A 26,621-nucleotide genomic window follows, 5' to 3' on the forward strand; every position below is an offset into this window, starting at 1 on the left:
AAGCCACGCAAAACAGCGCCCGGAAGTTTCACCGCCAGAACATTTTTTTTCGCAGGGCCGCGTCGCGGGCGCGTCATCAAGGCGCACGCCCGCACGTCTGCTTGCCGGATCAGGCGTCGATGACCGGACCTGCGGCCAGGACAGCCCCCGTGGGCGCACCCGTGGGCGAGCCGCCCGGCGGCTCGTCGCTGATGGCCAGAAGGCCGCCGGAAAGCTGCCCCGCCAGCGCCGCCGGCACGGTGATCTGCGCGGTGCCATCGGGCGGCAGAACGCCCAGCGACACGGGGGCTTCTGCACCGTCAGCGATCAGCCACAGCTCCAACACCCGCCCCGGCAGCGCGCCCCCGGCCTGCCGTTCGATATCAAGCATGCCCGTCTCGCGGATAAAGCGCGCCGCCACGACAAGCGATCCGTCTTCCGCCGCGACCGTGGCCGTCATGGCCGGAGCCGGCGCGCCCATGTCCATCAAGCGCGGTGCCATCACCAGCGCCCCGGCCAATACGCCAATCGCCAGCGTCCCGCCCAGGATCCAGCGCCAGATACTGCGCCGTTCCTTGCGTGGCTTGTCGAACAGCCGGGCTTCGATCCGGGCTTTAAGCGCGGCTGGCGGCACCACCTCGGGGATATCTTCGGCCATGGGCGCGAATTGTGTCTCGAAATCGCGCACCAAGCGGCGCAATACGGGATCCGTGGTCAACCGTGCCTCGACCGCGCGCCGATCCGCTGCATTCAGAAGATGCAGCACGTACTCACCCGCAAGGGCGATATCGTCGCTATGATCTTCTGTCTCGCTCATCGGGTCAGGCACTCTCTCAGTTTCAGCAGACTGCGCCGCAGCCATGTGCGGACCGTGTTCAGCGGCACATCGTAGCGCGCCGCCAACGCCTTGTAGCTTTCTGCGTCCAGATAAGCGCGGCGCACCGCATCCGATCTGTCGGCCTCCAATTCCTCCAGGCACCCATCAAGCCGTGCCCGTTCAGAAGACGCAATCGCCGCGGCTTCCGGCGTGGGCCCGGCATCGCGCAGGTCAGGCACCTCGTCGATATCGACCGCCGGGGCCTTGCGTGCGCGCAGCCTGTCAATCGCCGCATTCCGCGCCAGCGTGATCAACCAAGTCATCGGGCTATACCCGTTGGCGCGATACAGGCTTGCCTTCTGCCAAACCCGTAGGAAAACGTCCTGCAACGTCTCTTCCGCTTCGGCCCTGTCTTTCAAGACACGCAAGCAGACCCCGAAAAGTTTCGCAGAGGTCGCATCATAAAGCGAGGAAAACGCCGCCCGGTTGCCCAAACTGACTTGCACGATCATCTCTTCGATGTCGTCGATACCGCTCATTCTGACGAAATCCCCCCTGCCCGCCGGGCGATCATGCCCGCCGCGCGGGCGAAACACCAGCGCCAAGCAACGCACCCGCGAACGGCATGGACCATTAAAGCCGAATTGCCGTTTCCGTCCCGTCTTTCATCCGTTAGCCTGCCGCCCAAATCACTTGGAGGAGACGCCGCGCAAGCCCCGAACGGGCGCGCGGCCCGGACACAGCATGGCAAAGCCCAAGAACATTCTCTTCATCATGTTCGACCAACTGCGCTGGGATTACCTAAGCTGCTATGGCCACCCACATCTGCACACGCCGCATATCGACCGGCTGGCGGCGCGCGGCGTTCGCTTTACCCGCGCCACGATCCAGTCGCCGATCTGCGGCTCCAGCCGGATGAGCACCTATACCGGGCGTTATGTGCATTCGCATGGGGCCAGCTGGAACGGCATCCCGCTCAAAGTGGGTGAGGTAACGCTGGGCGATCACCTGCGCCGCGCGGGGATGGAATGCTATCTGGTGGGCAAGACCCATATGCGCGCCGACGAAGAAGGCATGGCGCGGCTTGGGCTTGCCCCCGACAGCCTGATCGGCGCACGGGTCAGCGAATGCGGCTTTGACGTGTTCGAGCGTGACGACGGGATGCTGCCGGAAGGCCCGGATGGGTATTACGACCCGGACGGGGCCAAACATTACAATGAATGGCTGCGCGCCAAAGGGTATGAGAGCGATAACCCATGGCATGACTTCGCCAATTCGGGGCTCGATGACGATGGCAATGTGCTGTCTGGCTGGTTCCTGAAACACGCGCCCGAAGCGGCCAATATCGCCGAAGAAGACAGCGAAACCCCCTACCTGACCGGGCGCGGTATCGATTTCATGTCCAGCCATGACGGTCCGTGGTGCTGCCACCTGTCCTATATCAAACCCCATTGGCCCTATATCGTGCCGGAGCCCTATGCCTCCATGTACGGGCCGGAACATGTACTGCCGGTCGTTCGGTCGGATAATGAGAAAGCCAATGCGCATCCGGTCTTTCGCTATTTCATGGACACCATCATCGGCGAATCCTTCTCCAAGCAAGAAGTGCGCGAGGCGGTGATCCCCGCCTATATGGGTCTGATCAAACAGGCCGATGACCAGATGGGCCGCCTGTTCCAATGGCTCGAAGAAACCGGGCGGATGGAGGATACGATGATTGTCCTCACGTCCGATCACGGGGATTATCTGGGCGATCACTGGATGGGGGAAAAGACGTTCTTCCATGACGCGGCGATCAAGGTGCCGCTGATCATCTACGACCCCTCGCCCGAAGCTGACGCAACGCGGGGCACGGTCTGCGACGCTCTGGTGGAATCCATCGACCTTGCACCAACCTTTGTCGAAGTGGCCGGCGGCGAGCCGCCCCAGCACATTTTGGAAGGCGAAAGCCTGATGCCGATCCTGCATGGCAAAGCGCAAGACACCAAGCGCGACTACGTGATCTGTGAATATGACTATGCCGCCACGCCCATCGCCCATCTGCACGGGATCGGGGTGCGCGATGCGGTGTGCTTCATGGTGGCCAACACACGCTGGAAGCTGATCCATTTCGAAGGTGGGCATCGTCCGATGCTGTTCGATCTGGAGGCCGATCCGCAGGAACTGGTCGATCTGGGCGACAGCGCCGCGCATGAGGACGTGATCGCGGAAATGTACGACAAGCTGTTCGCATGGACCCGCCGCAGCGCGCAGCGCACCACCCGGAGCGAGGCACAATTGATCGAGATGCGGACCAAATCGCGCAAACGCGGCGTGGTTCTGGGCGTCTATGACGAAAATGACGTGCCGCTGGAACTGACGGTGAAATACCGTGGCCGCAAAGCGCCCAACAGGAAAACGGCCCCCGGCAAGAAAGACGCGCCCGCCTCGTAGGGCCGCGCGCCTATTCCGCAGCCATCGCGGGGGATTTGCCGGGACGGTAGTTCAGAACCGGGGCCAGCCAGCGTTCGACTTCCGCGATCTCCATGCCCTTGCGCGCGGCATAGTCTTCGACTTGGTCACGCTCCACCTTGGCGACGCCGAAGTAATAGGCCTCTGGGTGGCCGATATACAGGCCGGACACCGACGCACCGGGCCACATGGCCATGCTGTCGGTCAGGCTGACGCCGGTATGCTTTTCGGCCTCAAGCAACTGGAAGAGCGTGGTTTTTTCGGTATGATCTGGCTGCGCGGGATAGCCCGGTGCCGGACGGATACCGCGATAAGGCTCGCCGATCAGATCCGCGGGGGCAAAGGCTTCCTTCGGCGCATAGCCCCAGAAGTCGCGCCGCACGCGCTGGTGCAGCATCTCGGCCATGGCTTCGGCGAAACGGTCCGCAAGGGCCTTGACCATGATCGCGCTGTAATCATCGCCCGCCGCTTCGAACTTTTCGGCAATGGCGATTTCTTCCGGCCCCGTGGTCACGACGAACCCGCCGACATAATCCTCGACCCCCGGCGGCGCGACGAAATCGGCCAGCGCAAGGTTCGGACGATCCCCGCGTTTCGAGGTTTGCTGGCGCAGCGTATGCAGCCGGTTCAGCGTGGCGCTGCGGGCGGTGTCGGCAAACAGGCGGATATCGTCGCCCTCCCGGTTCGCGGGCCAGAACCCCACCACCGCGCGCGGCACGAACCAGCCCTCGTCGATGATCCGCTCCAACATGGCTTGTGCATCGGCAAAGAGGCTTTTCGCCGCCGCGCCGTAGGTTTCATGCTCCAGTATACGCGGATAGACGCCTTTGAGCTCCCATGTCTGGAAGAACGGCGTCCAATCGATATAGCGGGCGATTTCCGCCAGATCCCAATCCTCCACCGGGCGCGGCCCGATGAATTGCGGCGCCGGCACGTGATAGCCCGTCCAGTCGATCTGCATCGCATTGGCCCGCGCGGCGGCCAGGGGCAGGCGCTGCTTGGCACGCTCGGCGGCTTCATGGCGCGCGGCGACCTCATCATATTCGGTGCGGATCTCTGCGATATAGCCATCCCGCCGGGTCTGGCTGAGCAAGGCTGACACGACACCAACCGCGCGGCTGGCATCGGTGACATAGATCGCCTGACTGCGCTGATATTGCGGCGCAATCTTTACCGCCGTGTGCACCTTGGACGTGGTCGCCCCGCCAATCAGAAGCGGGATGTCAAAGCCGACGCGCTCCATCTCGGCGGCCAGATGCACCATCTCGTCCAGCGAGGGCGTAATCAGGCCCGACAGGCCGATCACATCGACATCATGGGCCTTCGCCTCTTCCAGAATCTTCTGAGGCGGCACCATCACGCCAAGGTCGATAATCTCGTAATTGTTGCAGGCCAGCACGACACCCACGATGTTCTTGCCAATGTCATGCACATCGCCCTTCACCGTCGCCATCAGCACCCGGCCCGCAGCTTCGCGGCCACCGTCCTTTTCGGCCTCCATATAGGGCAGCAGCACCGCCACGGCCTGCTTCATCACGCGGGCGGATTTGACCACTTGCGGCAGGAACATCTTGCCCGCGCCGAACAGATCGCCGACCACATTCATCCCGGCCATCAGCGGCCCTTCGATCACGTCAAGCGGCCGGTCCGCCGCTTGCCGTGCGGCTTCGGTATCTTCATCGACGAACTCGGTCAGGCCATTCACCAGCGCGTGTTCCAGGCGCTTTTCAACAGGCCAGTCCCGCCACGCAAGATCGCGCTGTTTTTCTTCGCGTCCCGTCCCGCGATACCGTTCCGCAATGTCCAGCAGGTTTTCCGTAGGCGTGCCTTTGGCCGGGGTCCGGTTCAAAACCACATCCTCGCAGGCGTCGCGCAGGTCCGGGTCGATCTGATCATAAACCGCCAATTGCCCCGCATTGACGATCCCCATATCCATCCCCGCCTGAATCGCGTGATAGAGAAAGACCGCATGCATCGCCTCGCGCACGGGCTCGTTTCCGCGGAACGAGAAGGACAGGTTCGACACCCCACCCGACACATGCGCATGGGGCAGGTTCTGGCGGATCCAGCGCGTCGCTTCGATGAAGTCGACGCCGTAATTGTCATGCTCTTCAATGCCGGTCGCGACGGCAAAGACATTGGGGTCAAAGATGATATCTTCGGGCGGGAAGCCCACCTTTTCGGTCAGAACACGGTAAGCACGCGCGCAAATCTCGATCTTGCGCTCCAGCGTGTCCGCCTGCCCGTTCTCGTCGAATGCCATCACCACCACAGCCGCGCCATAAGCCAGACAAAGCGTTGCCTGTTCGATAAAGGCCGCCTCGCCTTCCTTCAGCGAGATGGAATTCACGACCGGCTTGCCCTGCACGCATTTCAGCCCGGCTTCGATCACCTCCCATTTGGAGCTGTCGATCATGATCGGCACGCGGGCGATATCCGGCTCGGCCGCGATGAGGTTGAGAAAGTCGATCATCGCCTGACGCGAGTCGATCAGCCCCTCATCCATGTTCACATCAATGATCTGCGCGCCGTTCTCCACCTGATCGCGCGCCACATCCAGCGCGGCGGCATAGTCGCGATTGGTGATCAGCTTGCGAAACCGGGCAGAGCCGGTGACATTCGTGCGTTCGCCTACGTTCACGAAAGGAATGTCCGGCGTCAGCACAAAGGGTTCAAGGCCAGAAAGGCGGAGCATGGGTTCAGGCAACGGCTTTCTCCTTCTGGCGGCGCGGCGGATGGGCCGCTACGCGCTCGGCGATGGCGCGGATATGGTCCGGCGTCGTGCCGCAACAGCCGCCCGCGATATTGATCAGCCCGTCGCGGGCAAATACCTCGACCAGGGCGGCGGTTTCATCGGGTGTCTCGTCATATGCGCCAAAGGCGTTGGGCAATCCCGCATTTGGATAGGCACAGATGAAGCTGTCCGCGACACCGGCCAGTTCCGCCAGATGCGGGCGCATGGCATCGGCCCCCAGCGCACAATTGAGCCCGACCGTGAAGGGCCGCGCATGGCGCACGGAATGCCAGAAGGCCGTGGGCGTCTGCCCGGACAGCGTGCGCCCGGAGGCATCGGTAATCGTGCCCGAAATCATGATCGGCAGCCGCTGCCCGTGTTTGGCGAAACTTTCAAAGGCGGCGAAGATCGCGGCTTTGGCATTCAGCGTGTCAAAGATGGTTTCGATCAGGATCAGGTCCGCGCCGCCTTCGATCAGCCCGTCGATCTGCTGGCCATAGGCGATGCGCAGATCGTCGAAACTGACCGCACGAAATCCGGGATCGTTCACATCGGGACTGATGGAGGCCGTCCGGTTCGTCGGCCCGACCGCGCCCGCCACATAGCGCCGCTTGCCATCCTGCGCCTCGGCCCGCTGCGCCGCGCGCCGCGCCACCTGTGCGCCTGCCACGTTCAGGTCATGGACCGCGCCTTCCAGCCCGTAATCGGCCTGCGCGATGGTGGTGGAGGAAAATGTGTTCGTCTCCAGTATGTCCGCGCCCGCCAAGGCGAATTCCAACTGAATATCTTCGACCGCCTGCGGCTGGGTCAGCACCAGCAGGTCGTTATTGCCCTTCTGCGGGTGGTCCGAGGGGTGATGACGGCAACCGGGGCCGTGGATATGCCCGTTGGCCGAGAAATCCTCCTCGGTCATGTTGAGGGTCTGGATCATGGTTCCCATAGCGCCGTCGAGGATCAGAATGCGTTCGGACGCGGCACGGATCAGCGCGTTATGCGCCGGGCTGGGCGGAAGTGAGAAGTTCAACATGGATCACCTGCTTTCCTGCACCGGAGGTAACATGGCGCGTCTTTGAAGGAAAATTCATACTTCTGAGAAAGATTATGAGCCACCTTCATAAAGGCAAAACCGCCCGTTGCGCAGTCCGAAGGCCTGCAGACACTGCGGCGATGTTTCCGCCCATGCGGCCAGTCGCCGGGTGGTTTTCGGGTTGCGGCATGATCCAAAAGCCCTCAGAACAGCGAGGTACCCGAAAATCGCTTCGGCACAAACATCTATATATTGACACGCACGCACCAAAGGCATCTATATGATGTTGTCTTGGTGCCTGCGAGTCGCCTCGCAGGTGAAAAGGGAAGCCGGTGCAATACCGGCGCTGCCCCCGCAACTGTAAGCGGCAAGCCGACGGCCCAAATCCACTGGCGCGATGCGCTGGGAAGGCGGGCCGCGGCGTCATAAGCCGCGAGCCAGGAGACCTGCCAAGGCGCAACGACGACCACCGCGGCGGAGGGCCCGGATGCGTGCACGGCGGAGCCACCCCGCCCGTGCGATGCGCGTCCCCGTCCCAAAGCCGCCAACCACGACAAGGGACAAACGCCATGAGCATCACCGTCTATTCCAAACCCGCTTGCGTTCAATGCACCGCCACCACCCGCGCGCTGGATGCCAAGGGGCTTAGCTATGACGTGGTCGATCTGACCGAAGACGCCGATGCGCTGGCCCGCGTGACAGAGCTTGGCTATCGTCAGGCGCCGGTCGTGATCGCCGGTGATGACCATTGGGCGGGCTTTCGGCCCGACATGATCGGCCGCCTGTCCTGAGCGCGGCGCGGTGGCGGGGCTTGTCTATTTTTCCAGCGGGTCGGGCAACACCGCCCGCCTGATAGAGCGTTTGGGCCTGCCCGCACTGCGCATCCCGCGCGACCCGGCGGCCCCGATGCCCTGCCCCGACGCGCCCTTCGTTCTGGTCAGCCCGACCTATAGCGACGGCACCGGGCGCGGCGCGGTCCACCGGCAGGTCATCCGCTTTCTGAACGACGCCCCCACCCGCGCCTTGCTGCGCGGTGTCATCGCCGGGGGCAACCGCAATTTCGGCACCACTTTCGCCCTTGCCGGGGACGTCATTTCGCGTAAATGCAACGTCCCCGTCCTGTACCGGTTCGAACTGGCCGGTACTGACACCGATCTTACCCGCATCCGCGCGGGGCTTACCCGTTTCTGGTCTACAGAGGACACACAATGCTTGATGCAAGCGTAACCGCCGATCTCGACTATCATGCGCTCAATGCGATGCTGAACCTCTATGACGAGGACGGCAAAATCCAGTTCGACGCCGACCGCATGGCCGCGCGGCAGTATTTCCTGCAACATGTGAACCAGAACACCGTTTTCTTCCATTCGCTGGACGAAAAGCTGCGTTATCTGGTGGATGAAGGCTATTACGAGCCCGAAGTGCTGGACCAGTATTCGCGCAATTTCCAGCGCGAGATCTGGGACGCCGCCTATGCGCTGAAATTCCGCTTTCCCAGCTTTCTGGGCGCGTTCAAGTATTACACCTCTTACACGCTGAAAACCCGCGATGGCCAACGCTACCTTGAACGGTACGAAGACCGCGTGGTGATGAACGCGCTGACGCTGGCACGCGGCGATGAAGCGCTGGCCATGCGCCTGATGAACGAGATCATCGCGGGCCGCTTCCAGCCGGCAACGCCGACCTTCCTCAATGCCGGGAAAAAGGCGCGCGGCGAGTTCGTCTCTTGCTTCCTGCTGCGCATGGAAGACAACATGGAAAGCATCGGGCGCGGCATCAACTCCGCCCTGCAACTCAGCAAGCGCGGCGGCGGTGTCGCCTTGATGCTGACCAATATCCGCGAGCATGGCGCGCCCATCAAGGGGATCGAAAACCAATCCTCGGGCGTCATTCCGGTGATGAAACTGCTGGAAGACTCGTTCAGCTATGCCAACCAACTGGGCGCGCGTCAGGGCGCGGGCGCGGTCTATCTGAACGCGCATCACCCCGACATCCTGCGCTTCCTCGACACCAAGCGCGAGAACGCGGACGAGAAAATCCGCATCAAGACCCTGAGCCTTGGCGTGGTGATCCCGGACGTGACCTTCGAACTGGCCAAGCGCAACGAGGATATGTACCTGTTCTCTCCCCATGACGTGGAACGAGTCTATGGCGTGCCGTTCTCTGACATCTCGGTCACCGAGAAATACGACGAGATGGTCGACAACCCGAAGATCCGCAAACACAAGATCAACGCACGGGCTTTTTTCCAGACCATCGCAGAGATCCAGTTCGAAAGCGGTTATCCCTACATCATGTTCGAAGACACGGTGAACAAGGCGAACCCGATCGCGGGGCGCATCACCATGTCGAACCTGTGCTCCGAGATTTTGCAGGTGAACGAAGCGTCGGATTTCAACGACGATCTGAGCTATGCGAAGATGGGCACGGATATTTCCTGCAATCTCGGCTCCATGAACATCGCCCGTGCGATGGATGGCGGCGATCTGGCGGGCTCTGTGAACACGGCCATTCGGGCGCTGAATGCGGTATCGGAAATGTCGGCAATCGACAGTGTGCCGTCGATCCGCAAGGGCAATGACGAAGGCCACGCCATTGGTCTGGGGCAGATGAACCTGCATGGCTATCTCGCACGCGAGCGTATCCATTACGGATCGCCCGAGGGGATCGACTTCACCAATATCTATTTCTGCACGGTCCTGTTCCACGCGCTGACCGCTTCCAACGCGCTGGCGCGCGAACGGGGCGTGACATTCAAGGGCTTTGCCGAGAGCGCCTATGCCGATGGCCGTTTCTTCGACAAGTACACGTCGCAGGACTGGCTGCCGGAAACCGACCGTGTGGCGGAACTTTTTGACGCGGCAGGCATTTCCGTTCCCACCCGCGCGGACTGGGACGCGCTGAAGGCATCCGTGATGGAACACGGGCTTTACAACCGGAACCTTCAAGCCGTACCGCCCACCGGGTCGATCAGCTATATCAACTACGCGACCTCTTCGATCCATCCGATCACCTCCAAGATCGAAATCCGCAAAGAGGGCAAGATCGGCCGCGTCTACTACCCCGCGCCCTATATGACGAATGACAACCTGGAATTTTACGCGGATGCCTACGAGATCGGCCCGGAGGCGATCATCGACACCTATGCCGCCGCGACCCAGCACGTGGATCAGGGCCTGTCGCTGACGCTGTTTTTCGCGGCCGAGGCCACCACACGCGATATCAACCGCGCGCAGATCTATGCGTGGAAGAAGGGCATCAAGACAATCTACTATATCCGCCTGCGCCAAGCCGCCCTTGAAGGGACGGAAGTCGAAGGCTGCGTCTCCTGTTCGCTGTGACAGGTAGGCTGAAGCCTACCCTACCCACCACACGCCCGTTTCGAGGACTGATCCGATGAAAGATTTCACCGCCGCCCGGCCCGTGCCCCGCGCCATCAACTGGAACCGTCTTGAGGACGACACCGATCTGGATGTCTGGAACCGCCTGACGGTGAATTTCTGGCTGCCCGAAAAGGTGCCGCTGTCCAACGACATCCAAAGCTGGTCGCAACTGACCGAGGATGAACGGCAATTGACCATCCGCGTCTTCACCGGGCTGACGCTTCTGGACACGATCCAGAACTCTGTCGGTGCGCCCACGCTGATGGTCGATGCGATCACGCCCCATGAAGAGGCAGTCCTGTCCAACATCGCCTTCATGGAAGCGGTCCATGCGCGCAGCTATTCGTCCGTCTTTTCAACGCTCTGCCAGACGGCGGATGTGGACGAAGCCTTCCGCTGGTCGGCTGAGAACGAACATCTGCAAGCCAAGTCCCGGCTGATCCTTGACGAATACGCTGCAACGGAAAACCCGCTGAAGAAGAAGATCGCCAGCGTCTTTCTGGAAAGCTTCCTGTTCTATTCCGGTTTCTATCTGCCGATGCACTGGTCAAGCCGCGCGCGTCTGACCAATACGGCCGACCTGATCCGACTGATCATCCGTGACGAAGCGATCCACGGTTATTATATCGGCTACAAGTTCCAGCGCGGCATGGAACGCCTGCCCGAAGCGGAACGCAACGCGTTGAAGGACTTCGCCTTCGCGCTGCTGTTCGATCTGTACGAGATCGAAGCGCGCTATACCGAACAGCTTTACGATGGCCTTGGGTTGACCGAGGACGTGAAACAGTTCCTGCATTACAACGCCAACAAAGCCTTGCAGAACCTCGGCTTCGAGGCGCTGTTCCCCGATGACGCCTGCAAGGTGAACCCGGCGATCATGGCCGCGCTGTCGCCGAATTCGGACGAGAACCACGACTTCTTCTCCGGCTCCGGATCAAGCTATGTTATCGGCAAGGCGGTCGCGACCGAGGACGAAGACTGGGACTTCTAAGCCCACGCGTTAAAGACAATTTTTCACAATTCCAAACCGTTAGACGATCTTAACTAAGTCTGCCTAAGGCTGCACGAAGACCGCCACTTGGCCCTCTTCGTGCAACCTCGGGACACCGGTTTTTTGACCACTTATGTCGTAACAACATCGAACTGGAATTCGGCGGCGTTCTGGAATGCCATCGATGAAAGTTCCAGTGGCCATGCCATCGACTTTTCCGGGCTGCCGTCGACCTATTTGATCACGGTCGATTCCGACAATGGCCGCCTCACCATTGATGACGGAACGACCACATATGTTGTCGAAGACACCAGCGGCACGGGTCCCGCCGATGCGACACTGGGCGGCGCGACGCTGTTCGAGTATTTCGACAGCTTCTCTGGCGGTGCGGGCGACGACGATATCTATGGCGGGTCCGGCGACGACACGATCTCTGGCGGGGACGGCGTCAATGTCCTTGAGGGCGAGGATGGCGATGACTACCTCATCGGGAATGCCAGCTCGGGCGGACACACTTATCTTGACGGTGGCGATGGCGCGGATGTGCTGGATGGGTCCGCCGGAAGATACGATATCGCCAGTTATCATGACTCCGCCCAAGGGGTCGTTATCGACCTGACGGATGGTGCGCCCGAAAGCGGCGGCGAGGCGGCAGGCGATACGCTGATCGACATCGAACAGATCGATGGGTCGCACCTTGCCGACGACTACATCCGAGGCGACGACTCAGGCCAGCAAATCAAGGGCTGGGCCGGGAACGATACCCTGATAGGCGGTGCAGGCGACGACCGGCTTGTGGGCGGCAAAGGCGACGATACCCTGACCGGGATGGATGGGGCCGATCAGTTCTGGGGCGGCCTCGGCAGTGACACCATGTATGGCGACGCGGGCGCCGACACATTCTATTTCAGCGATAACTTCAGTTCTGACCTGATCTATGGGGGCACCACGGACGGCAGCGGGATCGACTACGATACGATTGACCTGTCCGGCCTCTCCAACAGCGTCACGCTGACCGAAACCTCCGGCGGGGAAGGCAGCTTTACCGACGGCACCGATGTCGCCAGCTTCTGGCAGATCGAGAACTATATCGGCACCGATTACGACGATATCTTCAATGCCAGCGCCGCCACGGATGGGGTCGATATCGACGCAGGCGGCGGCAGTGACGATATCACCGGCTCCGCCTATGACGATACGCTCCTGGGGGGCGATGGCGACGATACCATTGATGGTCTTTCGGGCGATGATACCCTGTCGGGCGGCGCGGGTAACGACACCCTGCTGGCAGGCGTCGGATCAGATGATTTCGATGGCGGCACCGGCATCGACACGGTCGTGATCTACGGCACCGATGTCGAAACATTTGGCTTTACCATCAACCTTGCGGACGGGCTCGACGATCAGGGCAATACCTACGCCAATATCGAGAACGTGATTGGTGGCCTCACGGCCGACACGCTGATTGGCGACAGCAGCGACAACATACTTGAAGGGCGCGATGGCGACGACACGCTGGAAGGCGGTATCGGCGCTGACACGCTTTTGGGGGAGGAAGGCGACGACACGATCAACGTCGCCGAAGGGGATGTTGCGCAAGGCGGTGACGGGGACGACACCTTTACCCTGCTGGATTACGGCGAGGACGGGCAAAGCGACGTCACGGTCGATGGCGGCGATACCGGCGAAAGCGTAGGCGGCGGCGACGTGCTGCGCCTTGCCGGGCGCGCCGACATGTCGACGCTGACCATCACCAGCACCACCACAAACGCCAGTGGCAACACCAGCTATGACGGCACCGTTCAGATGAATGATGGCTCCACCCTCCACTTCACGGGGATGGAAAGCGTCGTTTGTTTTGCCTCTGGGACGCAGATCGCAACGCCCGCAGGTCCGGTACCGATCGAACGGCTTAGGCCCGGCGACCTCGTGCTGACGCGCGATAACGGACCGCAACCCCTGATCTGGATCGCAGCACGGCGGCTGGATTACCGCGAACTCGCGCTCAATCCCCATCTCAAACCGATCACCATCGCCCCTGCCCTGATCGGCACATCCCGTCCATTACGGGTGTCGCCGCAACACGGGGTTCTGCTGCGCCAAGATGGGGAGGAACGCCTGTTCCGCGCCCGGCATCTGGCGCAACTTCATGGCGGCATGGTGCGAGAGATGCGCGGATGCCGCTCTGTCACCTATCTCCACCTCATGTTCGAGACGCATCAGGTGATCTTTGCCAATGATGCAGCGTCTGAAAGCTTCTATCCCGGTCCGCAGGCGATGCGGGCGTTGCACAGCGATGTGCGACGCGAAGTATACGAATTGTTCCCCGACCTCGCCCATCTGGATGCGGTTTCGGCCTATGGCCCCACATCCCGCCAATTCGCGCGGCCTGCCGATTTGCCGCCGACGCTGCGCGCGTTGGACGCGGCGCCCTAGCCCCGTAGCCACACGTCTTGCGTTAGCCTTGTTCGCGCAGGCCCGCGAACTCTTCCTCGGACAATTGCTCAAGCCGCGGCATCAGATCCAGCAATTCACGTGTGTAATCGGATTGCGGATTTTCAAACAGCGCGCCGGTTTCCTGCACCTCGACCAATTTGCCCTGACGCATCACGCCCACACGGTCGCACATCTGCCGCACGACTGGCAGATCATGGGAAATGAACAGCATCGTCAGCCCCAGATATTCCTGCAAGTCTTTCAGAATATTCAGGATTTGCGCCTGGATCGACACATCCAGCGCCGAGGTCGGCTCATCACAGATCAAGAACCGTGGCTGGGTCGCAAGCGCGCGCGCGATCGAAATCCGCTGACGCTGACCGCCCGAAAACTCATGCGGGTATTTCCGATGCGCGTCCGAGGCAAGGCCAACCCGGTCCAGAAGTTCGCGCACACGCGCCCCCACCTCTGCACGCGGCAGGATCTTGTGATGGATCAGTGGCTCGGCCACGATATCGCCCACCGACATGCGCGGGTTCAACGACGAGTACGGGTCCTGGAAGATCATCTGGATCTGCCGCCGATAGCGCGCGATCCCCTCCTTATCCATCGCTGTCATTTCTTCACCGTCAAAGGTGATCTTGCCCCCGTCCACCGGATACAGCGTGGCGATCATCCGCGCGACGGTCGACTTGCCTGAGCCGGATTCGCCCACCAGCCCGAACACCTCACCGTCCTTGATGTCGAAACTTACGTTATCGACAGCGGTGAAATATTCGCGCCGCGATGGCAGAAGCGCGCCTTTGGACAGGAACCGTTTGGTCAGCCCTTCGACCTGCAACAGAGTGCCGCTTTGCGAGGTGGTCGACCGATCCCAGTTGCGCGCGAGGTCTTCGATCTTGAACGTGGTCTCGCGCCCGCCATAGCTGACCTGCGGGAACCGATGCAGTTTGACCTGCGGACGCGGCACGGCCGCGATCAGACTTTTGGTGTATTCATGCTGCGGCGCGCCCAGGATTTGCGCCGTGGCCCCCTGTTCGACCACGCGGCCCGAATACATGACGGTCACCTGATCGGTCGTATCGGCGATCACGCCCATATCGTGGGTCACGAGGATGACGCCGACTTGCCGTTCCCGCGCGAGTTCCTTGATCAGGTCCAGCACCTGCGCCTGCACGCTTACATCAAGGGCCGTGGTCGGTTCATCCGCGACGATCACCGACGGTTCGGAACATAGGGCCAACGCGATCACAACGCGCTGGCGCATCCCGCCCGAAAACTGGTGCGGGTATTGGTCGAAACGCTCTTCGGGGTTCGGAATCCGCACCCGGTCCAGCAGGTCGATGGCCCGCTTTTTCGCGTCCGCCTGGTTGAGGCCAAGATGCAGTTGGATCGTTTCCACCAGTTGCGCGCCCACCGTGAACAGCGGGTTGAGCGAGGTCAGCGGGTCCTGGAAGATCATCGCGATCTCTTTGCCGCGGATCTTGCGCTTTTCCTCGGCATCAAGCTGGTCAATCCGGCGACCGTTCAGCCAGATTTCCCCTTCCGCAATACGCGCGGGCGGATCGAGCAGGCCGATCACCGCATTGCCGGTCATGGATTTGCCCGCACCGGATTCACCCACGACGCCCCGGATTTCGCCCGGCCGGATGTCGTAGGACACGTTTTCGACCGGTTTGAACAGGCCACGACGCGTCGGAATATCGACGGTCAGGTTGCGGATCGACAGGACAGGTTCGGTCATCTCAGCCTCGGGTTAAGCGCGTCGCGCAGCCAGTCGCCCAGCAGGTTCACAGCCAGTGCAAGGGCTAACAAGGTGCAGGCCGGGAAGAACAAAATCCACCACTCACCGGAGAACAGAAACCCCTGTCCGATGCGGATCAACGTGCCCAGTGATGGCTGGGTCGGCGGCGCGCCCACACCCAGAAAGCTAAGCGTGGCTTCCGCGATGATGGCCAGCGCAAGCGAAATCGTCGCGATTACCAGTACCGGCGACAACACGTTGGGCAGGATGTGGCGCACCATGATCGTCAGCGGCGAACGCCCGATCATCCGCGCGGCGGCGACGTAATCCTTGGACTTTTCCACCAGCGTCGCCCCGCGCACAACGCGCGCGAACTGCACCCAGTCCGACAGGCCGATGGCAAGGATCAGCACCCAGATCGCCATCTGATCGCGGTATTCCACGGGCGTTACCCCCTTGGCGACGCCAAAGATCAGCATAGCCACAAGGATCGACGGAAAGGTCAGCTGCACATCCGCCGCGCGCATGATGATCGTCTCGGTCCAGCCGCCGACATAGCCGCTGAGCAGCCCAAGAAAGATGCCCAGAACCATCGCGAACAGCACCGCCGCGACCCCGACGAAAAGCGAAATCCGCATCCCGTAAAGGATGGTCGAGAACACATCGCGCCCCTGATCATCGGTCCCCAGAAGGAAGCTGTCACCGGTAAAGGCGTTCGGCTCCATCGGCGGGGTGAAGCCGTTCATCAGGTTCAGGCTGGACGGATCGAACGGGTTGGTCGGCGCGATCAGCGGCGCGAACACCGCCGCCAACACCATCAGAACGGTAACGGTGGCCGATACCACCGCAACCGGGCTGGTGCGGAATGCATAAAAGATGTCACTGTCGAAAAAGCGGGTCATGCGGCCACCCTCAAACGCGGATCAATGAAGGCGTACAGGATGTCCACCAACAGGTTGATCCCAACAAACATGACGGAAATCAGCATCAGATAGGCCGCCATCACCGGAATATCGACGAACTGGATCGCGTTGATGAACAGCAGTCCGACCCCCGGCCATTGGAATACGGTTTCCGTGATGATCGCGAAGGCAATGATGGAGCCAAGCTGCAAACCGATCACCGTGATCACCGGAACCATCGTGTTCTTCAGCGCATGGCGGAAGTTGATGACCCGGTCGCTCAGCCCGCGCGCCTTGGCGAACCGGACATAATCCTGTCGCAGCACTTCAAGCATTTCGGACCGGACCAGCCGCATGATCAGCGTCATCTGGTAGAGGCCCAGCGTGATCGACGGCAGGATCAGCGCCTTCAGACCGGACACGGTCAGAAAACCGGTCGTCCAGCCGCCCAGATCGACGGTCTCCCCCCGGCCGAAGCTGGGAAGCCAGCCAAGTTCGACGCTGAACAGGTAAATCAGCAAAATACCGATCAGGAAGGTTGGCAGCGACACCCCGATCAGCGAGGCGGACATGATCACATTCGCGGCGATGCCATTGCGGCGGATCGCGGTGAACACGCCCAGAGCGATGCCAAAGGCAATGGCCAGAACGCCGGACACCGCCGCCAGTTCCAACGTTGCCGGGGCGCGTTCCAACAAAATCTCGGCCACCGGGCGGCCCTGGCGATACGACACGCCGAAATTGCCCTGCACCGCCTGTTCGAGGAACCGGTAATACTGAACCACAAAGGGCTGATCCAACCCAAGCTGTTCGCGCAGGCGTTCGACGTCTTCCATCGTCCGTTCCTGGCCCAGCATGTTGTCGATCGGGTCGCCGACAAAGGTGAACATCGAAAACGCCACCAGCCCCGTGATCAACAGCACGAGGATCGATTGTCCGACACGTTTGAGAATGAAGGAGAGCACTTGTTCTTCCTTTTGTAACCCGCCCCAAGGCTGACGCGCGGCTTCCCACGTGCGGCCATGGCTGTCAATCGACGCGCCGGGGCGGGTTTGATTTTAGGCGGTCAGTTCACTGTGACCCAGCGCAGGATAAAGAAATTGTCCGGGCGCTGCGTCAGCTCGATCCCCGCACGCGCGCCCCAGACAAGGGGTTGCACGTAAAGCGGCACATAGGCGACCTCGTCCTGAAGCGTCCCGGCCACCTCATCCAGCATGGATTGACGCGCGGTGTCATCGATCTCGGACTGGATTTTCGGCAGCAGTTCATCCACCCGGGCATTGGAATACCCGCCGAAATTCCAGCTTCCCAGACGCGCCTCGGCATTGGGCGTGGCGGCAAGGAAACGGATCGGATGCTCTGCGTCCAATGTACCCGGCGACCAGCCCAGCAGGTACATGTCGAAGTTGTTCGCCCGCAGTTCCGGCCAGTAGTTCGACACCGGCATCGTATCCAGCGACACGGTCATCCCCGCCTGCGCCAGCATCGCGGTGACCGCCTGACACACGGCCTCGTCATTGAGATACCGGTCATTCGGGCATTTGAACGAGATCGTCTGATCTGTCAGCCCCGCCTCTTGCGCCAAGCTGCGCGCGGCATCCACGTCATAGCTGTAGGGCGCGGCGTTGGATTTGGAAAAGCCCCGCATCGCCGGGCTGACAAGCTGGCTGGCAACCTCGGCATTGCCGCGCATGATGGTTTGCAAGATCGCGGGCACGTTGATCGCATGGGCAACGGCTTCGCGGGCACGCGCGTCAAGGAACATGTCCGCCCCGCCCTGACCGCTTTCCGCCGCGCCTTCCTTTTGGTCAAAGCCCAGCATGATCACCCGCGCTTCGATGCCCTGAATGACTTGCACATCCGGGTTCTGCTTGAGACGGGCGACATCCTGAATCGGCACCGGGTCGATGAAATCGACATCGCCCGACAACAGCGCCGCAAGCGCCGTCGCAGAGTTCTGGATCGGGGTCATTTCGACCCGCGTCAGGTTATGTTCGGCGGTATCCCACCAGCCATCATAAGGCTCCAGCACGGTTTTCAGGTCCGGCTCGCGCGAGACAAGCTGAAACGCCCCGGTGCCATTGGCATTGAGCGTGGCGAAGTTGCCCTGTTCCTTGTCCGGACGCGCGGCGCCATTCGCCTCGGCCCAGCCGCTATCCATCATCATCCAGTTGGCGATGGAATCGGGGAAAATCGGGTTTGGCGCAGTTGTCATGATGTCGACGGTGTAATCGTCCACCTTCACGACCTCGCTCACCGGTGCGAACCAGCTTGAGGTATCGGCCTCTTCCGAGGACGCCCGCTGGTACGAGAAAATCACGTCATCTGCGTTGAAATCGGCACCGTCCTGGAATTTCACACCTTCACGCAGGTGGAAACGCCAGCCGCTCCCTTCGCCAATCGGCTCCCAGCTGACGGCCAGCGACGGTTCGATCGACATATCCTTGCCGCGTCGGACCAGACCTTCATAGACATTGTTCAGGAAACCAAGAACCGGCGCGGAGTTGACCGCATGGGGGTCCATCGTCTGCGGGTCCGTGGTGACGGCAAAGCTGAAGTCTTCGGCCGCGGCGGGCAGCGCCAGCATCATGGCCAGCGCGGTGGAATAGCGAAGCATGTGTGTGACCTCGATTGGGGAAGGGATCGACATACCGGGCCGCCCGCGAAGATGCGAACGGCCCGGCAAAGAGGGCGTTACTTCATGGTGAAGTATTTCACCTTCGGCTGATCTTCGGCATCGACTTCGACGCCGACACCTTCCGCCATGCCCCAGTTCAGAACCTGGTGGTGGATCGGGATATACAGCGCCTCGTCCTGCACGACGCGCCAGATGGAGGCGATATCCGCATTACGCGCTTCCAGATCGGTGTTGGAGGCCAGCGACGCGATCTTCGCATCCAGGTCGTCATTGTCGAACCCGGTGCCGTTCCACGTGCCGATGTCGCTTTCGCGGCCATGAACGAGGAAGTTGAAGATGTATTCCGAATCGTATGTCGGAACGCCCCAACCCAGCATGTAGAAGTCCGTCTTGCCGTCAGTGATCAGCGGGAAGTGCTGCGCCTTGGGCTTGGCATCCAGGTTCACCTTCACGCCAATTTGGCCCAGCATCCCGACAGCGGCCTGACAGATCGCCTCATCGTTGATGTAACGGTCATTCGGGCAATCGAGCCGGATGGAGAACCCGTCCGCATAGCCGGCCTCGGCCATCAGTGCCTTCGCGCCTTCCACGTCGGTGGAGCTTTCGGCATCCATTTCCGCCGTCCAGCCGTTCACGAAGGGCGGCGCGATCATGCCCGCCGGTTCGGACTGGCCGCGCATCACGACCTGCTGAATGGCGTCGCGGTTGATTGCCATCGACATGGCCTTGCGCACGCGCACATCGGCCAGCGGGTTCTTACCATCGATATTGTCCGCTTCGATGTCATCCGCGCCCTGGTTCATCCCGAAGAAGATCACGCGGTTCTGCGGGGCCTTCTTGACGACGAGGCCATCGGCATCGTTCACGCGTTGCAAATCCTGCACCGGCATGTCCTGAAGGAAGTTCACCTCACCCGACAGCAGCGCCGCCACACGGGTCGCGGCGTTCTGGATCGGGGTGTAAATGATTTCCGTCACTTCCATCGGGAACTGATCGCGGCCCCAGTAATCGTCGTTGCGCACCATGACGGTCCGCACGTCGGGTTCCCGGCTTTGCAGCTTGTAAGGACCGGTGCCGTTGGCGTTGGTCGTGGCATAGGTGATCTCGCCGCCCTCGAAATCCTGAACGTTGGCGGTGTTGTTCGCCTCGGCCCAACCTTTGTCGAGGATGAACAGGTTCGTCAGGTTCGACGGCAGAATCGGGTTCGGGCCATCGGTGACCAGTTCGACGGTGTATTCGTCGACCGCACGCACTTCGACGATGGAGCCGATCAGCTCTTTCATATCGGAGTTTTCGGTTTTCGCGCGCTCAAAGCTGAACACGACATCCTCGGCAGTGAAGTCTTCGCCGCCGTGGAATTTCACGCCTTCGCGCAGTTTGAAGACCCAGACATTCGGGTCATCGGCCTTGGGGCCCCATTCGGTCGCCAGCGCCGGTTCAAACGCGCCCGTCACGTCGCGGATGATGAGAGGCTCATACATCTGGTGGCGAATCGTATGCGTCGGACCTTCGTTTTGCGCATGCGGATCAAGTGTCAGCGCGTCGCCTGCGCGCGCCCACCGCAGCGTCTCGGCAGAGACAAGCGTGGTCGTCGACAACAGCGCGGCAACGGCCAAAAGACCGGTATACTTTTTCATGGAAAACTCCCTGATTGTTGTTCCCCTTCTAAGCAGACGGGGTGATGGCGCAAACACATCACGACCCGGCCCCGGTGCCAAGACCCCCAAAGCAGAAATCTGCGTCAAAACTTCGCACGGTGCTTTGGTCGCATAGGCGGCGCTAAGGCCTGCGCGTGCCCAAACAGGCCAGACGGCAGATTGGCGTGCCTAGATTATGCGGAAATTCCGAAAACTGAACTCCAATTCCCGCCGGTTACCCTGAAAATTGAAAATGTTACCTTCACCCATGACCACACGGCACCCGCGCAACGCGGTCGCCGTCCAAGTTCAGCGAGGCGACCGATGACCCAAAGCGCGACCGTCAATTACCACATCCACAAACCGTTCCGCCAAGCCTTCGAGATTGACGCAGGCGGGGCCACGGGACAGCTTGTCTCGCCCGAATTGGCAGCCACTCAAATCCCGCTGCATGATGAGCGCGACAGCGACACCAAGGCGGAGTTCGCTACCGACGGGTTTGCCTTTGCCCATGTTCCGACTGCCGTGACCGATTTCGACTGGGACGGCTGGCAAGCGGCCTACGATTCGGAACTGACGACACTGCTGCGCCGGGAAATTGGCGCGTCAGACGTCATCATTTTCGATCACACCCTGCGTGTGGACGATCCCACCGCAACACGCCGCCCTGCCCGCAACGTGCATAGCGATTACAGCCCCGAGGGCGCGAAACAGCGGCTCGTGGATATTCTGGGGCCGGCGACCGCCGCCGAATGGGCCGCCGGTCACTATGCTTTCGTCAATGTCTGGCGTCCGGTGGACAATCCCATCAACTCCGCGCCCCTGGGCTTTGTCCGCCCCGCCAGCGTTGCAAGCCGCGACTGGATCGAAATCGACCTGATCTATCCCGACCGGACCGGTCAGATCCTGGGCCTTGCCGCCAACCCGGCGCATGACTGGGTCTATCGGTCCCGCATGACCCCGGATGAGGTGGTATTTTTCAACATCTACGACAAACAGGGCCACCCTTTCGTGGGCCACAGCGCCGTCGATCTGGTCGAAGATCCGGCAATCACGACCTGCCGCAAGAGCATTGAGAGCCGAACTCTGGTACGGCTGTCAGCACCCCACGCAGCCGGATAACACAAGATGAACGAGGTCACTGCAATGAAAGACACGTCTGACGCCACCTCCTTCGCGCCGATGAACCGTGCCTATAACAGCGTGTTTCAACCGGGCGGGCTAAGCCTTGGTCTGGTGCTGCCTCTGGATGCCCATGGCAATGACCCGGTGCCGGATATGACGCGCCATATGGAGCGCGCGCAATTGGCCGATAGCTTGGGTTTTTCAGCGCTTTGGCTGCGCGACGTGCCCTTCAATGTGCCCAGTTTCGGCGATGCTGGGCAGCTCTTCGATCCGTTCGTTTATCTGGGCGCATTGGCGGCCTCGACCCGCGATATCGCCCTTGGCGTTGCCAGCGTCGTGCTGCCGCTGCGCCACCCGGCGCATGTGGCCAAAGCCGCCGCATCGGTGGATGTTCTGTCCGGCGGGCGTGTGCTGCTGGGTATCGCGTCGGGCGATCGCCCCGAAGAATACCCGGCGCTGAACCAGAACTTCCCCGACCGGGGCGCACGGTTCCGCGACAGCGTCGCCTATATCCGCGCGGTGGCGCAGGATTATCCGCGCGCCGCGCTGGATCATGGCACGCTGTCCGGCGGGATCGACATGCTGCCCAAACCCGTGGCAGGCAACATTCCCCTGTTGATCACTGGCGGTAGCCAGCAAAGCCCCGATTGGGTCGCGGAAAATGGCGATGGCTGGATGACCTACCCCCGCGACACGGCGGCGCAGGGCCGCGTCGTTGCCGATTACCGCGACCGCATCGCCGCTGCGGGCCTGCCCGACAAACCGGTGATGCAGTCGCTTTACGTCGATCTTGTGGATCAACCCGATGCCGCCCCCCGCCCGATCCATCTGGGCTTTCAGTCCGGTACGGATTTTCTGCGCCGCTACCTGACCGACCTTCGGACGCTGGGCATCAACCATGTCGCCCTGAACCTGCGGTTCAACCGCGCCCCTGTCGAAGACACGCTGCACCGGCTTGCCGATGCGCTTTTGCCCGACTTTTCCAACACGGAGAACCACCCATGACCAAGACCATTCTCATCACCGGCGCGACCGACGGGATCGGGCTTTTGACCGCCAAGACACTTGCCGCCGAGGGCCACACCGTTCTGCTGCATGGCCGAAGCGAGGATAAGCTGAAAGCCGCCGCGCAAGAGGTCGGCGGCGCGCCCAAGACGTACCGCGCCGATCTGTCCCGGCTTGCCGATGTCAACGCACTGGCGGATGCGGTGCTGGCCGACCATGAACGATTGGACGTGCTGATCAACAACGCAGGCGTTTACAAGACGCAACATACCCAAGCCGAAAACGGCCTGGATGTGCGCTTTGTCGTCAACACGATCGCCCCCTGGATTCTGACGCAGCGCCTGTTGCCGATCCTGCCAAAAGACGGGCGCGTGGTGAACCTGTCCTCAGCCGCGCAAGCGCCGGTCGATCCGCAAGCCATGCGCGGGAAAACACCGCTGGACCATTCCGGGGCCTATGCGCAAAGCAAGCTCGCCATCACGATCTGGACGCAGGAACTTTCGAAAACCCATCCCGAGGGGCCAGTATTCGTCGCGGTTAATCCCGGATCGCTTCTGGCATCGAAGATGGTCAAGGAAAGCTTCGGGATTGCGGGCAATGACCTGCGCATCGGGGCCGACATCCTGCGCCGCGCGGCCCTGTCGGACTCGTTCGCGGACGCCTCCGGCGCGTATTTCGACAATGATTCCGGGCGCTTCGCCCATCCCCACCCCGCTGCGAAAGATGGCGGCCAAGTGTCGGGTGTGATGGCCGCGCTGTCAGAGCTTTCGGGTCTCTGACGACGCTGCTGCGCCGGTCTGACCCGCCGCCGCACGAACTGCCGGGCCGCGGGTCAGCACCGCGCCCGCCATCGTGTCACACATGCAGGGAACAAGGCGAAACACCCGCAACGGCGGTCTGCCGGGCGGCGTTTGTCGCGAATGTCAGGGCTTGTGGCGGAGAGGAAGGCCGCCATTGTACGTTCCGGCGCAGTCCGGTGAAAGCTCTATACTCGCACTATTTCTAGACACATCACACCTTCCCTTGTCCTAGATGTTCCGGCATAGTCCTTCGTGATCCACTTAAAGGTGGGGGATAATTTGGGGTATAAATTCATGCAAGGTATTCGACGACCTGAGAAGGCCCTTACTGCGCGGTTTGTGGAAACTGTCTCTGAACCCGGTAAGTATTTCGACGGACATGGTTTGTTTCTTCGCGTGACCAAGGCGGGATCACGGCAATGGGTGCAGCGCATTATAATCAATGGAAAGCGGTGTGAACTCGGACTAGGTAGTCCGCCCGCCGTGCCATTGGCGACCGCTCGCAGGGTGGCGCTGGAAAACCGAGGTATGGCGATGCTTGGGGGCGATCCTCTAGCCGAGAAGCGCAAACAGCGTGAACGCGTGACGTTTGCCAAGGCCGTTGACACCTATCTTGAGTCCAAGCTTTCCGAATTCCGAAACGAAAAGCACCGCAAGCAATGGCGGTCGACGCTTGACAACTACGCGTCGCCAATCTTGGGGCAGATGCAAGTATCCGAAATTGGAACGCGCGACGTACTACGCGTGCTAGAACCGATCTGGAAGAACAAGACTGAAACCGCATCCCGCTTGCGAGGGCGGATTGAGAACGTGCTTTCATGGGCAACCGTTGCAGGCCACCGCGAAGGCGACAATCCTGCACGCTGGAAAGGCAACCTTTCAGAAATTCTCCCGAAACCTTCCAAGATAGCTAAAAGCGACAATCAACCCGCGCTGGCGCTATCCGACGTATCGCGTTGGTGGGCAGAATTACAAAGCCGGGAAGGAATGGCCGCGCGTGCGCTCGAATTTCTGACCATGACTGCGGCGCGATCTGGCGAAGTGAGGGGCATGACTTGGGATGAAGTCGACATGGGCGACAGTGCTACTCGTGCTACTGGTGCTACACCGAACGCGATCTGGACGGTTCCGGCTTCTCGAATGAAAAATGGCAGGCAGCACCGAGTTCCGCTTACGAAAGCGGCTGTCGAACTGCTGGAAAGCCTGCCGCGTCTCGAAGGTTCTGAATTTGTGTTCTTTGCCCCAAAAGGCGGGATGCTGTCCGATATGTCACTTTCGTCTGTCATGAGGCGGATTCAGGCCTCTCAAGAAAAAGCAGGTGATCAAGGGTTTTTGGACCCGGCGAACAAGCGCCCTGCCGTGCCGCACGGACTGCGCTCGACGTTCCGACAATGGGCCGCAGAACAGGGCTACCCCCGTGACATGGCGGAAATCGCGTTGGCTCACTTCGTTGGTTCGGACGTTGAACGCGCCTACCAGCGATCAGACATGCTCGAGCGTCGGCGGGAAATGATGGCCGCGTGGGGAGCGTTTCTTACAATGCCCGAAAGTGTGGCTAAAGTTGTGAAGCTGGCATGAAATTTGCGGATAAGGTCGCCGCCACCTTTGCTCGGATGGATGGCGACGATGATGTATGGGTGTTCTTTGAGGAAGGCCTTAAACCGGAAAGTCTAAGGCGTGCCGATCTCGAGTATGCCGAGAAGAAAAGCGAAGACGATGTAATAGAGTTAGATCTAGAGCGCTACCTTTGGGACTGCGAACGCGCGTTGGAAGGCGACCTTTTGGCGCTTTTCGACGTGGTGGGACACTGTCAGGAATTGCAAACCCCATTGCCGTATTGGGCAGCTGAGCGAATCCAGAAGATGATCGCCAACGGAGTTTTGGGCCAACCTGTTGAGCCTAAGACAAAGGGCAGGCATGGAACTTCAAGTAAGGTCCTTGCCGACGAGCTAAAAGGCCATCTGCGGCATGACGCGGTTTCAAGAGTTCGCGTTTATCAAACACTTGGCCCATGTTTGTTCTCGTTTATGATGCTGCCGGTGGGTCTAAGAAGGATTTACTCGGGCAAGCCGCTTCCAGACTTTGGCCACACCGTTGACGAGGCAATTGAAGCAGCTCGCCAGTCACTGTCAGGATCATTCGCGCAATGCTCATTTGAAACACTGCGTAAAGCTTACCGAAACGAGAAAAATGCTGCGTCGCCGAGTTGGGCGGCTGCGTCTGACGATGCTTTGATCGCTATAGGCGTCGAAGTAGATCAAGAACAGTACTTGCCCGAACACCAATCACATAGCTTCTTGCCTCACATTCCAAACTTACCCAGTCAAATGGGGGTCGAAGTACATCCGACGAAGTTAGATGAAAGGTCACTGCGCATTATCGAAGAAGCTAAAGGGTTTAGTGATTTCAATGACTTCGTTCGGGCGGTTCAAGATAGAAAGGTAGTGCTGTAAAACGACGAATTCTCGGAACTATCTACAGTGTGTCCTATCCATTTAGTTTTTCGCCATGTTCAACCGGACCCGAAAGGAACCGACATGGCAGAACCTCGAAAGAAACCCCACGCGCAGGCGGCGATAGCAGAAGCAATCAGCAGAGATACTCAGGAGCATCGCCAAGAACGCCTTATCCGCCGCCCAGAAGTCGAAGCCCGCACGGGGCTGTCCCGCTCAACTTTATATGACTGGATGAAGCGAGGCGAATTCCCGCAACCTGTCAAGCTGGGCGCGCGCCTAGTGGCATGGCGTGAAAGCGACGTGACCGAATGGCTGGAAAGCCGCGAAACCCGCGCGGCATAAAGAAACCCCCTGTCGCAACGTCGCGAACAGAGGGCTTCCAATGCTTGAAACACATGGGAATCTTACTTCTTTCGCGGCTCTTGCGCAATGTGAGGCAAGAGCAATGAATCCCACATTTTACGAACTGACCCCTGACCTTTGCGGTTCCATTATC

General features: G+C 60.7%; 21 protein-coding genes and 1 riboswitch. Of the genes, 12 read left to right on the plus strand and 9 right to left on the minus strand.

The window, feature by feature from the left end; all coding sequences use genetic code 11:
* Window positions 1-109 precede the first annotated feature (109 nt).
* A complete protein-coding gene (locus E4Z66_RS03455) occupies window positions 110-796 on the minus strand; it encodes an anti-sigma factor (RefSeq protein ID WP_136461530.1) in 687 nt (228 codons plus the stop codon).
* The gene (locus tag E4Z66_RS03460) at window positions 793-1,335 is read right to left on the minus strand and encodes a sigma-70 family RNA polymerase sigma factor (protein WP_136461531.1); all 543 of its coding nucleotides are present in this window, start codon (window positions 1,333-1,335) and stop codon (window positions 793-795) included. The genes E4Z66_RS03455 and E4Z66_RS03460 overlap by 4 nt, the downstream gene beginning before the upstream one ends.
* 205 nt (window positions 1,336-1,540) lie before the next feature.
* Between E4Z66_RS03460 and E4Z66_RS03465 the strand changes: the two genes are divergently transcribed.
* Window positions 1,541-3,229: a sulfatase-like hydrolase/transferase gene (locus E4Z66_RS03465; protein WP_136461532.1), complete on the plus strand. Its 1,689-nt coding sequence runs from the start codon at window positions 1,541-1,543 to the stop codon at window positions 3,227-3,229.
* Window positions 3,230-3,239: 10 nt separating this feature from the next.
* Here E4Z66_RS03465 and metH read toward each other — a convergent pair whose 3' ends face one another.
* Together metH and E4Z66_RS03475 are read right to left on the minus strand one after the other, a co-directional pair.
* Window positions 3,240-5,942 carry a methionine synthase gene (gene metH, locus E4Z66_RS03470; protein WP_136461533.1) on the minus strand — a complete coding sequence of 901 codons (2,703 nt, stop codon included), beginning with the start codon at window positions 5,940-5,942 and terminating at the stop codon, window positions 3,240-3,242.
* A 4-nt stretch (window positions 5,943-5,946) separates the two neighbouring features.
* On the minus strand, window positions 5,947-7,008 hold the full coding sequence (locus tag E4Z66_RS03475; protein ID WP_136461534.1) for a homocysteine S-methyltransferase family protein: 1,062 nt from the start codon (window positions 7,006-7,008) through the stop codon (window positions 5,947-5,949).
* Window positions 7,009-7,283: 275 nt separating this feature from the next.
* Window positions 7,284-7,476: riboswitch (cobalamin riboswitch) on the plus strand.
* 101 nt (window positions 7,477-7,577) lie between these two features.
* Here E4Z66_RS03475 and nrdH point away from each other — a divergent pair.
* From nrdH to E4Z66_RS03500, 5 genes are all read left to right on the plus strand, one after another.
* Window positions 7,578-7,799, plus strand: a complete 222-nt coding sequence (gene nrdH, locus E4Z66_RS03480; protein WP_136461535.1) for a glutaredoxin-like protein NrdH — start codon at window positions 7,578-7,580, stop codon at window positions 7,797-7,799.
* 10 nt (window positions 7,800-7,809) lie between these two features.
* On the plus strand, window positions 7,810-8,235 hold the full coding sequence (nrdI, locus tag E4Z66_RS03485; protein WP_136461536.1) for a class Ib ribonucleoside-diphosphate reductase assembly flavoprotein NrdI: 426 nt from the start codon (window positions 7,810-7,812) through the stop codon (window positions 8,233-8,235).
* The gene (gene nrdE / locus E4Z66_RS03490) at window positions 8,217-10,349 is read left to right on the plus strand and encodes a class 1b ribonucleoside-diphosphate reductase subunit alpha (RefSeq protein WP_136461537.1); all 2,133 of its coding nucleotides are present in this window, start codon (window positions 8,217-8,219) and stop codon (window positions 10,347-10,349) included. The genes nrdI and nrdE overlap by 19 nt, the downstream gene beginning before the upstream one ends.
* Window positions 10,350-10,404: 55 nt before the next feature.
* Window positions 10,405-11,382 carry a class 1b ribonucleoside-diphosphate reductase subunit beta gene (gene nrdF / locus E4Z66_RS03495; protein WP_136461538.1) on the plus strand — a complete coding sequence of 326 codons (978 nt, stop codon included), beginning with the start codon at window positions 10,405-10,407 and terminating at the stop codon, window positions 11,380-11,382.
* A gap of 123 nt (window positions 11,383-11,505) precedes the next feature.
* The gene (locus E4Z66_RS03500; protein ID WP_136461539.1) at window positions 11,506-13,818 is read left to right on the plus strand and encodes a Hint domain-containing protein; all 2,313 of its coding nucleotides are present in this window, start codon (window positions 11,506-11,508) and stop codon (window positions 13,816-13,818) included.
* Between the two features lie 22 nt (window positions 13,819-13,840).
* Here E4Z66_RS03500 and E4Z66_RS03505 read toward each other — a convergent pair whose 3' ends face one another.
* The 5 genes from E4Z66_RS03505 to E4Z66_RS03525 all read right to left on the minus strand — a co-directional run bounded on the left by E4Z66_RS03505 (window position 13,841) and on the right by E4Z66_RS03525 (window position 20,739).
* Complete coding sequence (locus E4Z66_RS03505) at window positions 13,841-15,562, minus strand: ABC transporter ATP-binding protein (protein WP_136461540.1); 1,722 nt, start codon at window positions 15,560-15,562, stop codon at window positions 13,841-13,843.
* Complete coding sequence (locus E4Z66_RS03510) at window positions 15,559-16,464, minus strand: ABC transporter permease (protein WP_136461541.1); 906 nt, start codon at window positions 16,462-16,464, stop codon at window positions 15,559-15,561. The genes E4Z66_RS03505 and E4Z66_RS03510 overlap by 4 nt, the downstream gene beginning before the upstream one ends.
* Window positions 16,461-17,429, minus strand: coding sequence for an ABC transporter permease (locus E4Z66_RS03515; protein WP_136461542.1), 969 nt, complete (start codon window positions 17,427-17,429; stop codon window positions 16,461-16,463). Before E4Z66_RS03515 ends, E4Z66_RS03510 begins: the two co-directional genes overlap by 4 nt.
* Window positions 17,430-17,530: 101 nt before the next feature.
* The gene (locus E4Z66_RS03520; RefSeq protein ID WP_136461543.1) at window positions 17,531-19,081 is read right to left on the minus strand and encodes an ABC transporter substrate-binding protein; all 1,551 of its coding nucleotides are present in this window, start codon (window positions 19,079-19,081) and stop codon (window positions 17,531-17,533) included.
* Between the two features lie 77 nt (window positions 19,082-19,158).
* Window positions 19,159-20,739: an ABC transporter substrate-binding protein gene (locus E4Z66_RS03525; RefSeq protein WP_136461544.1), complete on the minus strand. Its 1,581-nt coding sequence runs from the start codon at window positions 20,737-20,739 to the stop codon at window positions 19,159-19,161.
* Between the two features lie 324 nt (window positions 20,740-21,063).
* Between E4Z66_RS03525 and E4Z66_RS03530 the strand changes: the two genes are divergently transcribed.
* The 6 genes from E4Z66_RS03530 to E4Z66_RS03555 all read left to right on the plus strand — a co-directional run bounded on the left by E4Z66_RS03530 (window position 21,064) and on the right by E4Z66_RS03555 (window position 26,467).
* Entirely contained in the window at window positions 21,064-21,861 is a 798-nt protein-coding gene (locus E4Z66_RS03530; protein ID WP_136461545.1) for a CmcJ/NvfI family oxidoreductase, read from the plus strand.
* 24 nt (window positions 21,862-21,885) lie between these two features.
* Window positions 21,886-22,869: an LLM class oxidoreductase gene (locus E4Z66_RS03535; protein WP_211097103.1), complete on the plus strand. Its 984-nt coding sequence runs from the start codon at window positions 21,886-21,888 to the stop codon at window positions 22,867-22,869.
* On the plus strand, window positions 22,866-23,648 hold the full coding sequence (locus E4Z66_RS03540) for an SDR family NAD(P)-dependent oxidoreductase (protein ID WP_136461547.1): 783 nt from the start codon (window positions 22,866-22,868) through the stop codon (window positions 23,646-23,648). Before E4Z66_RS03535 ends, E4Z66_RS03540 begins: the two co-directional genes overlap by 4 nt.
* Before the next feature lie 315 nt (window positions 23,649-23,963).
* Window positions 23,964-25,247 (plus strand): tyrosine-type recombinase/integrase, encoded by a 1,284-nt coding sequence (locus E4Z66_RS03545; protein WP_168797710.1) that lies wholly within the window; start codon window positions 23,964-23,966, stop codon window positions 25,245-25,247.
* Window positions 25,244-26,122: a hypothetical protein gene (locus tag E4Z66_RS03550; protein ID WP_136461548.1), complete on the plus strand. Its 879-nt coding sequence runs from the start codon at window positions 25,244-25,246 to the stop codon at window positions 26,120-26,122. Before E4Z66_RS03545 ends, E4Z66_RS03550 begins: the two co-directional genes overlap by 4 nt.
* An 84-nt stretch (window positions 26,123-26,206) precedes the next feature.
* Window positions 26,207-26,467, plus strand: coding sequence for a helix-turn-helix transcriptional regulator (locus E4Z66_RS03555; protein WP_136461549.1), 261 nt, complete (start codon window positions 26,207-26,209; stop codon window positions 26,465-26,467).
* Window positions 26,468-26,621: the final 154 nt, after the last annotated feature.

The sequence above is a fragment of the Aliishimia ponticola genome, from assembly GCF_004803475.1.
Lineage (GTDB): Bacteria > Pseudomonadota > Alphaproteobacteria > Rhodobacterales > Rhodobacteraceae > Aliishimia > Aliishimia ponticola.

Bases quoted from the DNA above. Each gene is read 5' to 3' on its own strand.
- E4Z66_RS03455 (WP_136461530.1), bottom strand. From the start codon at position 796: ATGAGCGAGACAGAAGATCATAGCGACGATATCGCCCTTGCGGGTGAG.
- E4Z66_RS03460 (WP_136461531.1), bottom strand. From the start codon at position 1,335: ATGAGCGGTATCGACGACATCGAAGAGATGATCGTGCAAGTCAGTTTG.
- E4Z66_RS03465 (WP_136461532.1), top strand. From the start codon at position 1,541: ATGGCAAAGCCCAAGAACATTCTCTTCATCATGTTCGACCAACTGCGC.
- metH (WP_136461533.1), bottom strand. From the start codon at position 5,942: ATGCTCCGCCTTTCTGGCCTTGAACCCTTTGTGCTGACGCCGGACATT.
- E4Z66_RS03475 (WP_136461534.1), bottom strand. From the start codon at position 7,008: ATGTTGAACTTCTCACTTCCGCCCAGCCCGGCGCATAACGCGCTGATC.
- nrdH (WP_136461535.1), top strand. From the start codon at position 7,578: ATGAGCATCACCGTCTATTCCAAACCCGCTTGCGTTCAATGCACCGCC.
- nrdE (WP_136461537.1), top strand. From the start codon at position 8,217: ATGCTTGATGCAAGCGTAACCGCCGATCTCGACTATCATGCGCTCAAT.
- nrdF (WP_136461538.1), top strand. From the start codon at position 10,405: ATGAAAGATTTCACCGCCGCCCGGCCCGTGCCCCGCGCCATCAACTGG.
- E4Z66_RS03505 (WP_136461540.1), bottom strand. From the start codon at position 15,562: ATGACCGAACCTGTCCTGTCGATCCGCAACCTGACCGTCGATATTCCG.
- E4Z66_RS03510 (WP_136461541.1), bottom strand. From the start codon at position 16,464: ATGACCCGCTTTTTCGACAGTGACATCTTTTATGCATTCCGCACCAGC.
- E4Z66_RS03520 (WP_136461543.1), bottom strand. From the start codon at position 19,081: ATGCTTCGCTATTCCACCGCGCTGGCCATGATGCTGGCGCTGCCCGCC.
- E4Z66_RS03525 (WP_136461544.1), bottom strand. From the start codon at position 20,739: ATGAAAAAGTATACCGGTCTTTTGGCCGTTGCCGCGCTGTTGTCGACG.
- E4Z66_RS03530 (WP_136461545.1), top strand. From the start codon at position 21,064: ATGACCCAAAGCGCGACCGTCAATTACCACATCCACAAACCGTTCCGC.
- E4Z66_RS03535 (WP_211097103.1), top strand. From the start codon at position 21,886: ATGAAAGACACGTCTGACGCCACCTCCTTCGCGCCGATGAACCGTGCC.
- E4Z66_RS03540 (WP_136461547.1), top strand. From the start codon at position 22,866: ATGACCAAGACCATTCTCATCACCGGCGCGACCGACGGGATCGGGCTT.
- E4Z66_RS03545 (WP_168797710.1), top strand. From the start codon at position 23,964: ATGCAAGGTATTCGACGACCTGAGAAGGCCCTTACTGCGCGGTTTGTG.
- E4Z66_RS03550 (WP_136461548.1), top strand. From the start codon at position 25,244: ATGAAATTTGCGGATAAGGTCGCCGCCACCTTTGCTCGGATGGATGGC.
- E4Z66_RS03555 (WP_136461549.1), top strand. From the start codon at position 26,207: ATGGCAGAACCTCGAAAGAAACCCCACGCGCAGGCGGCGATAGCAGAA.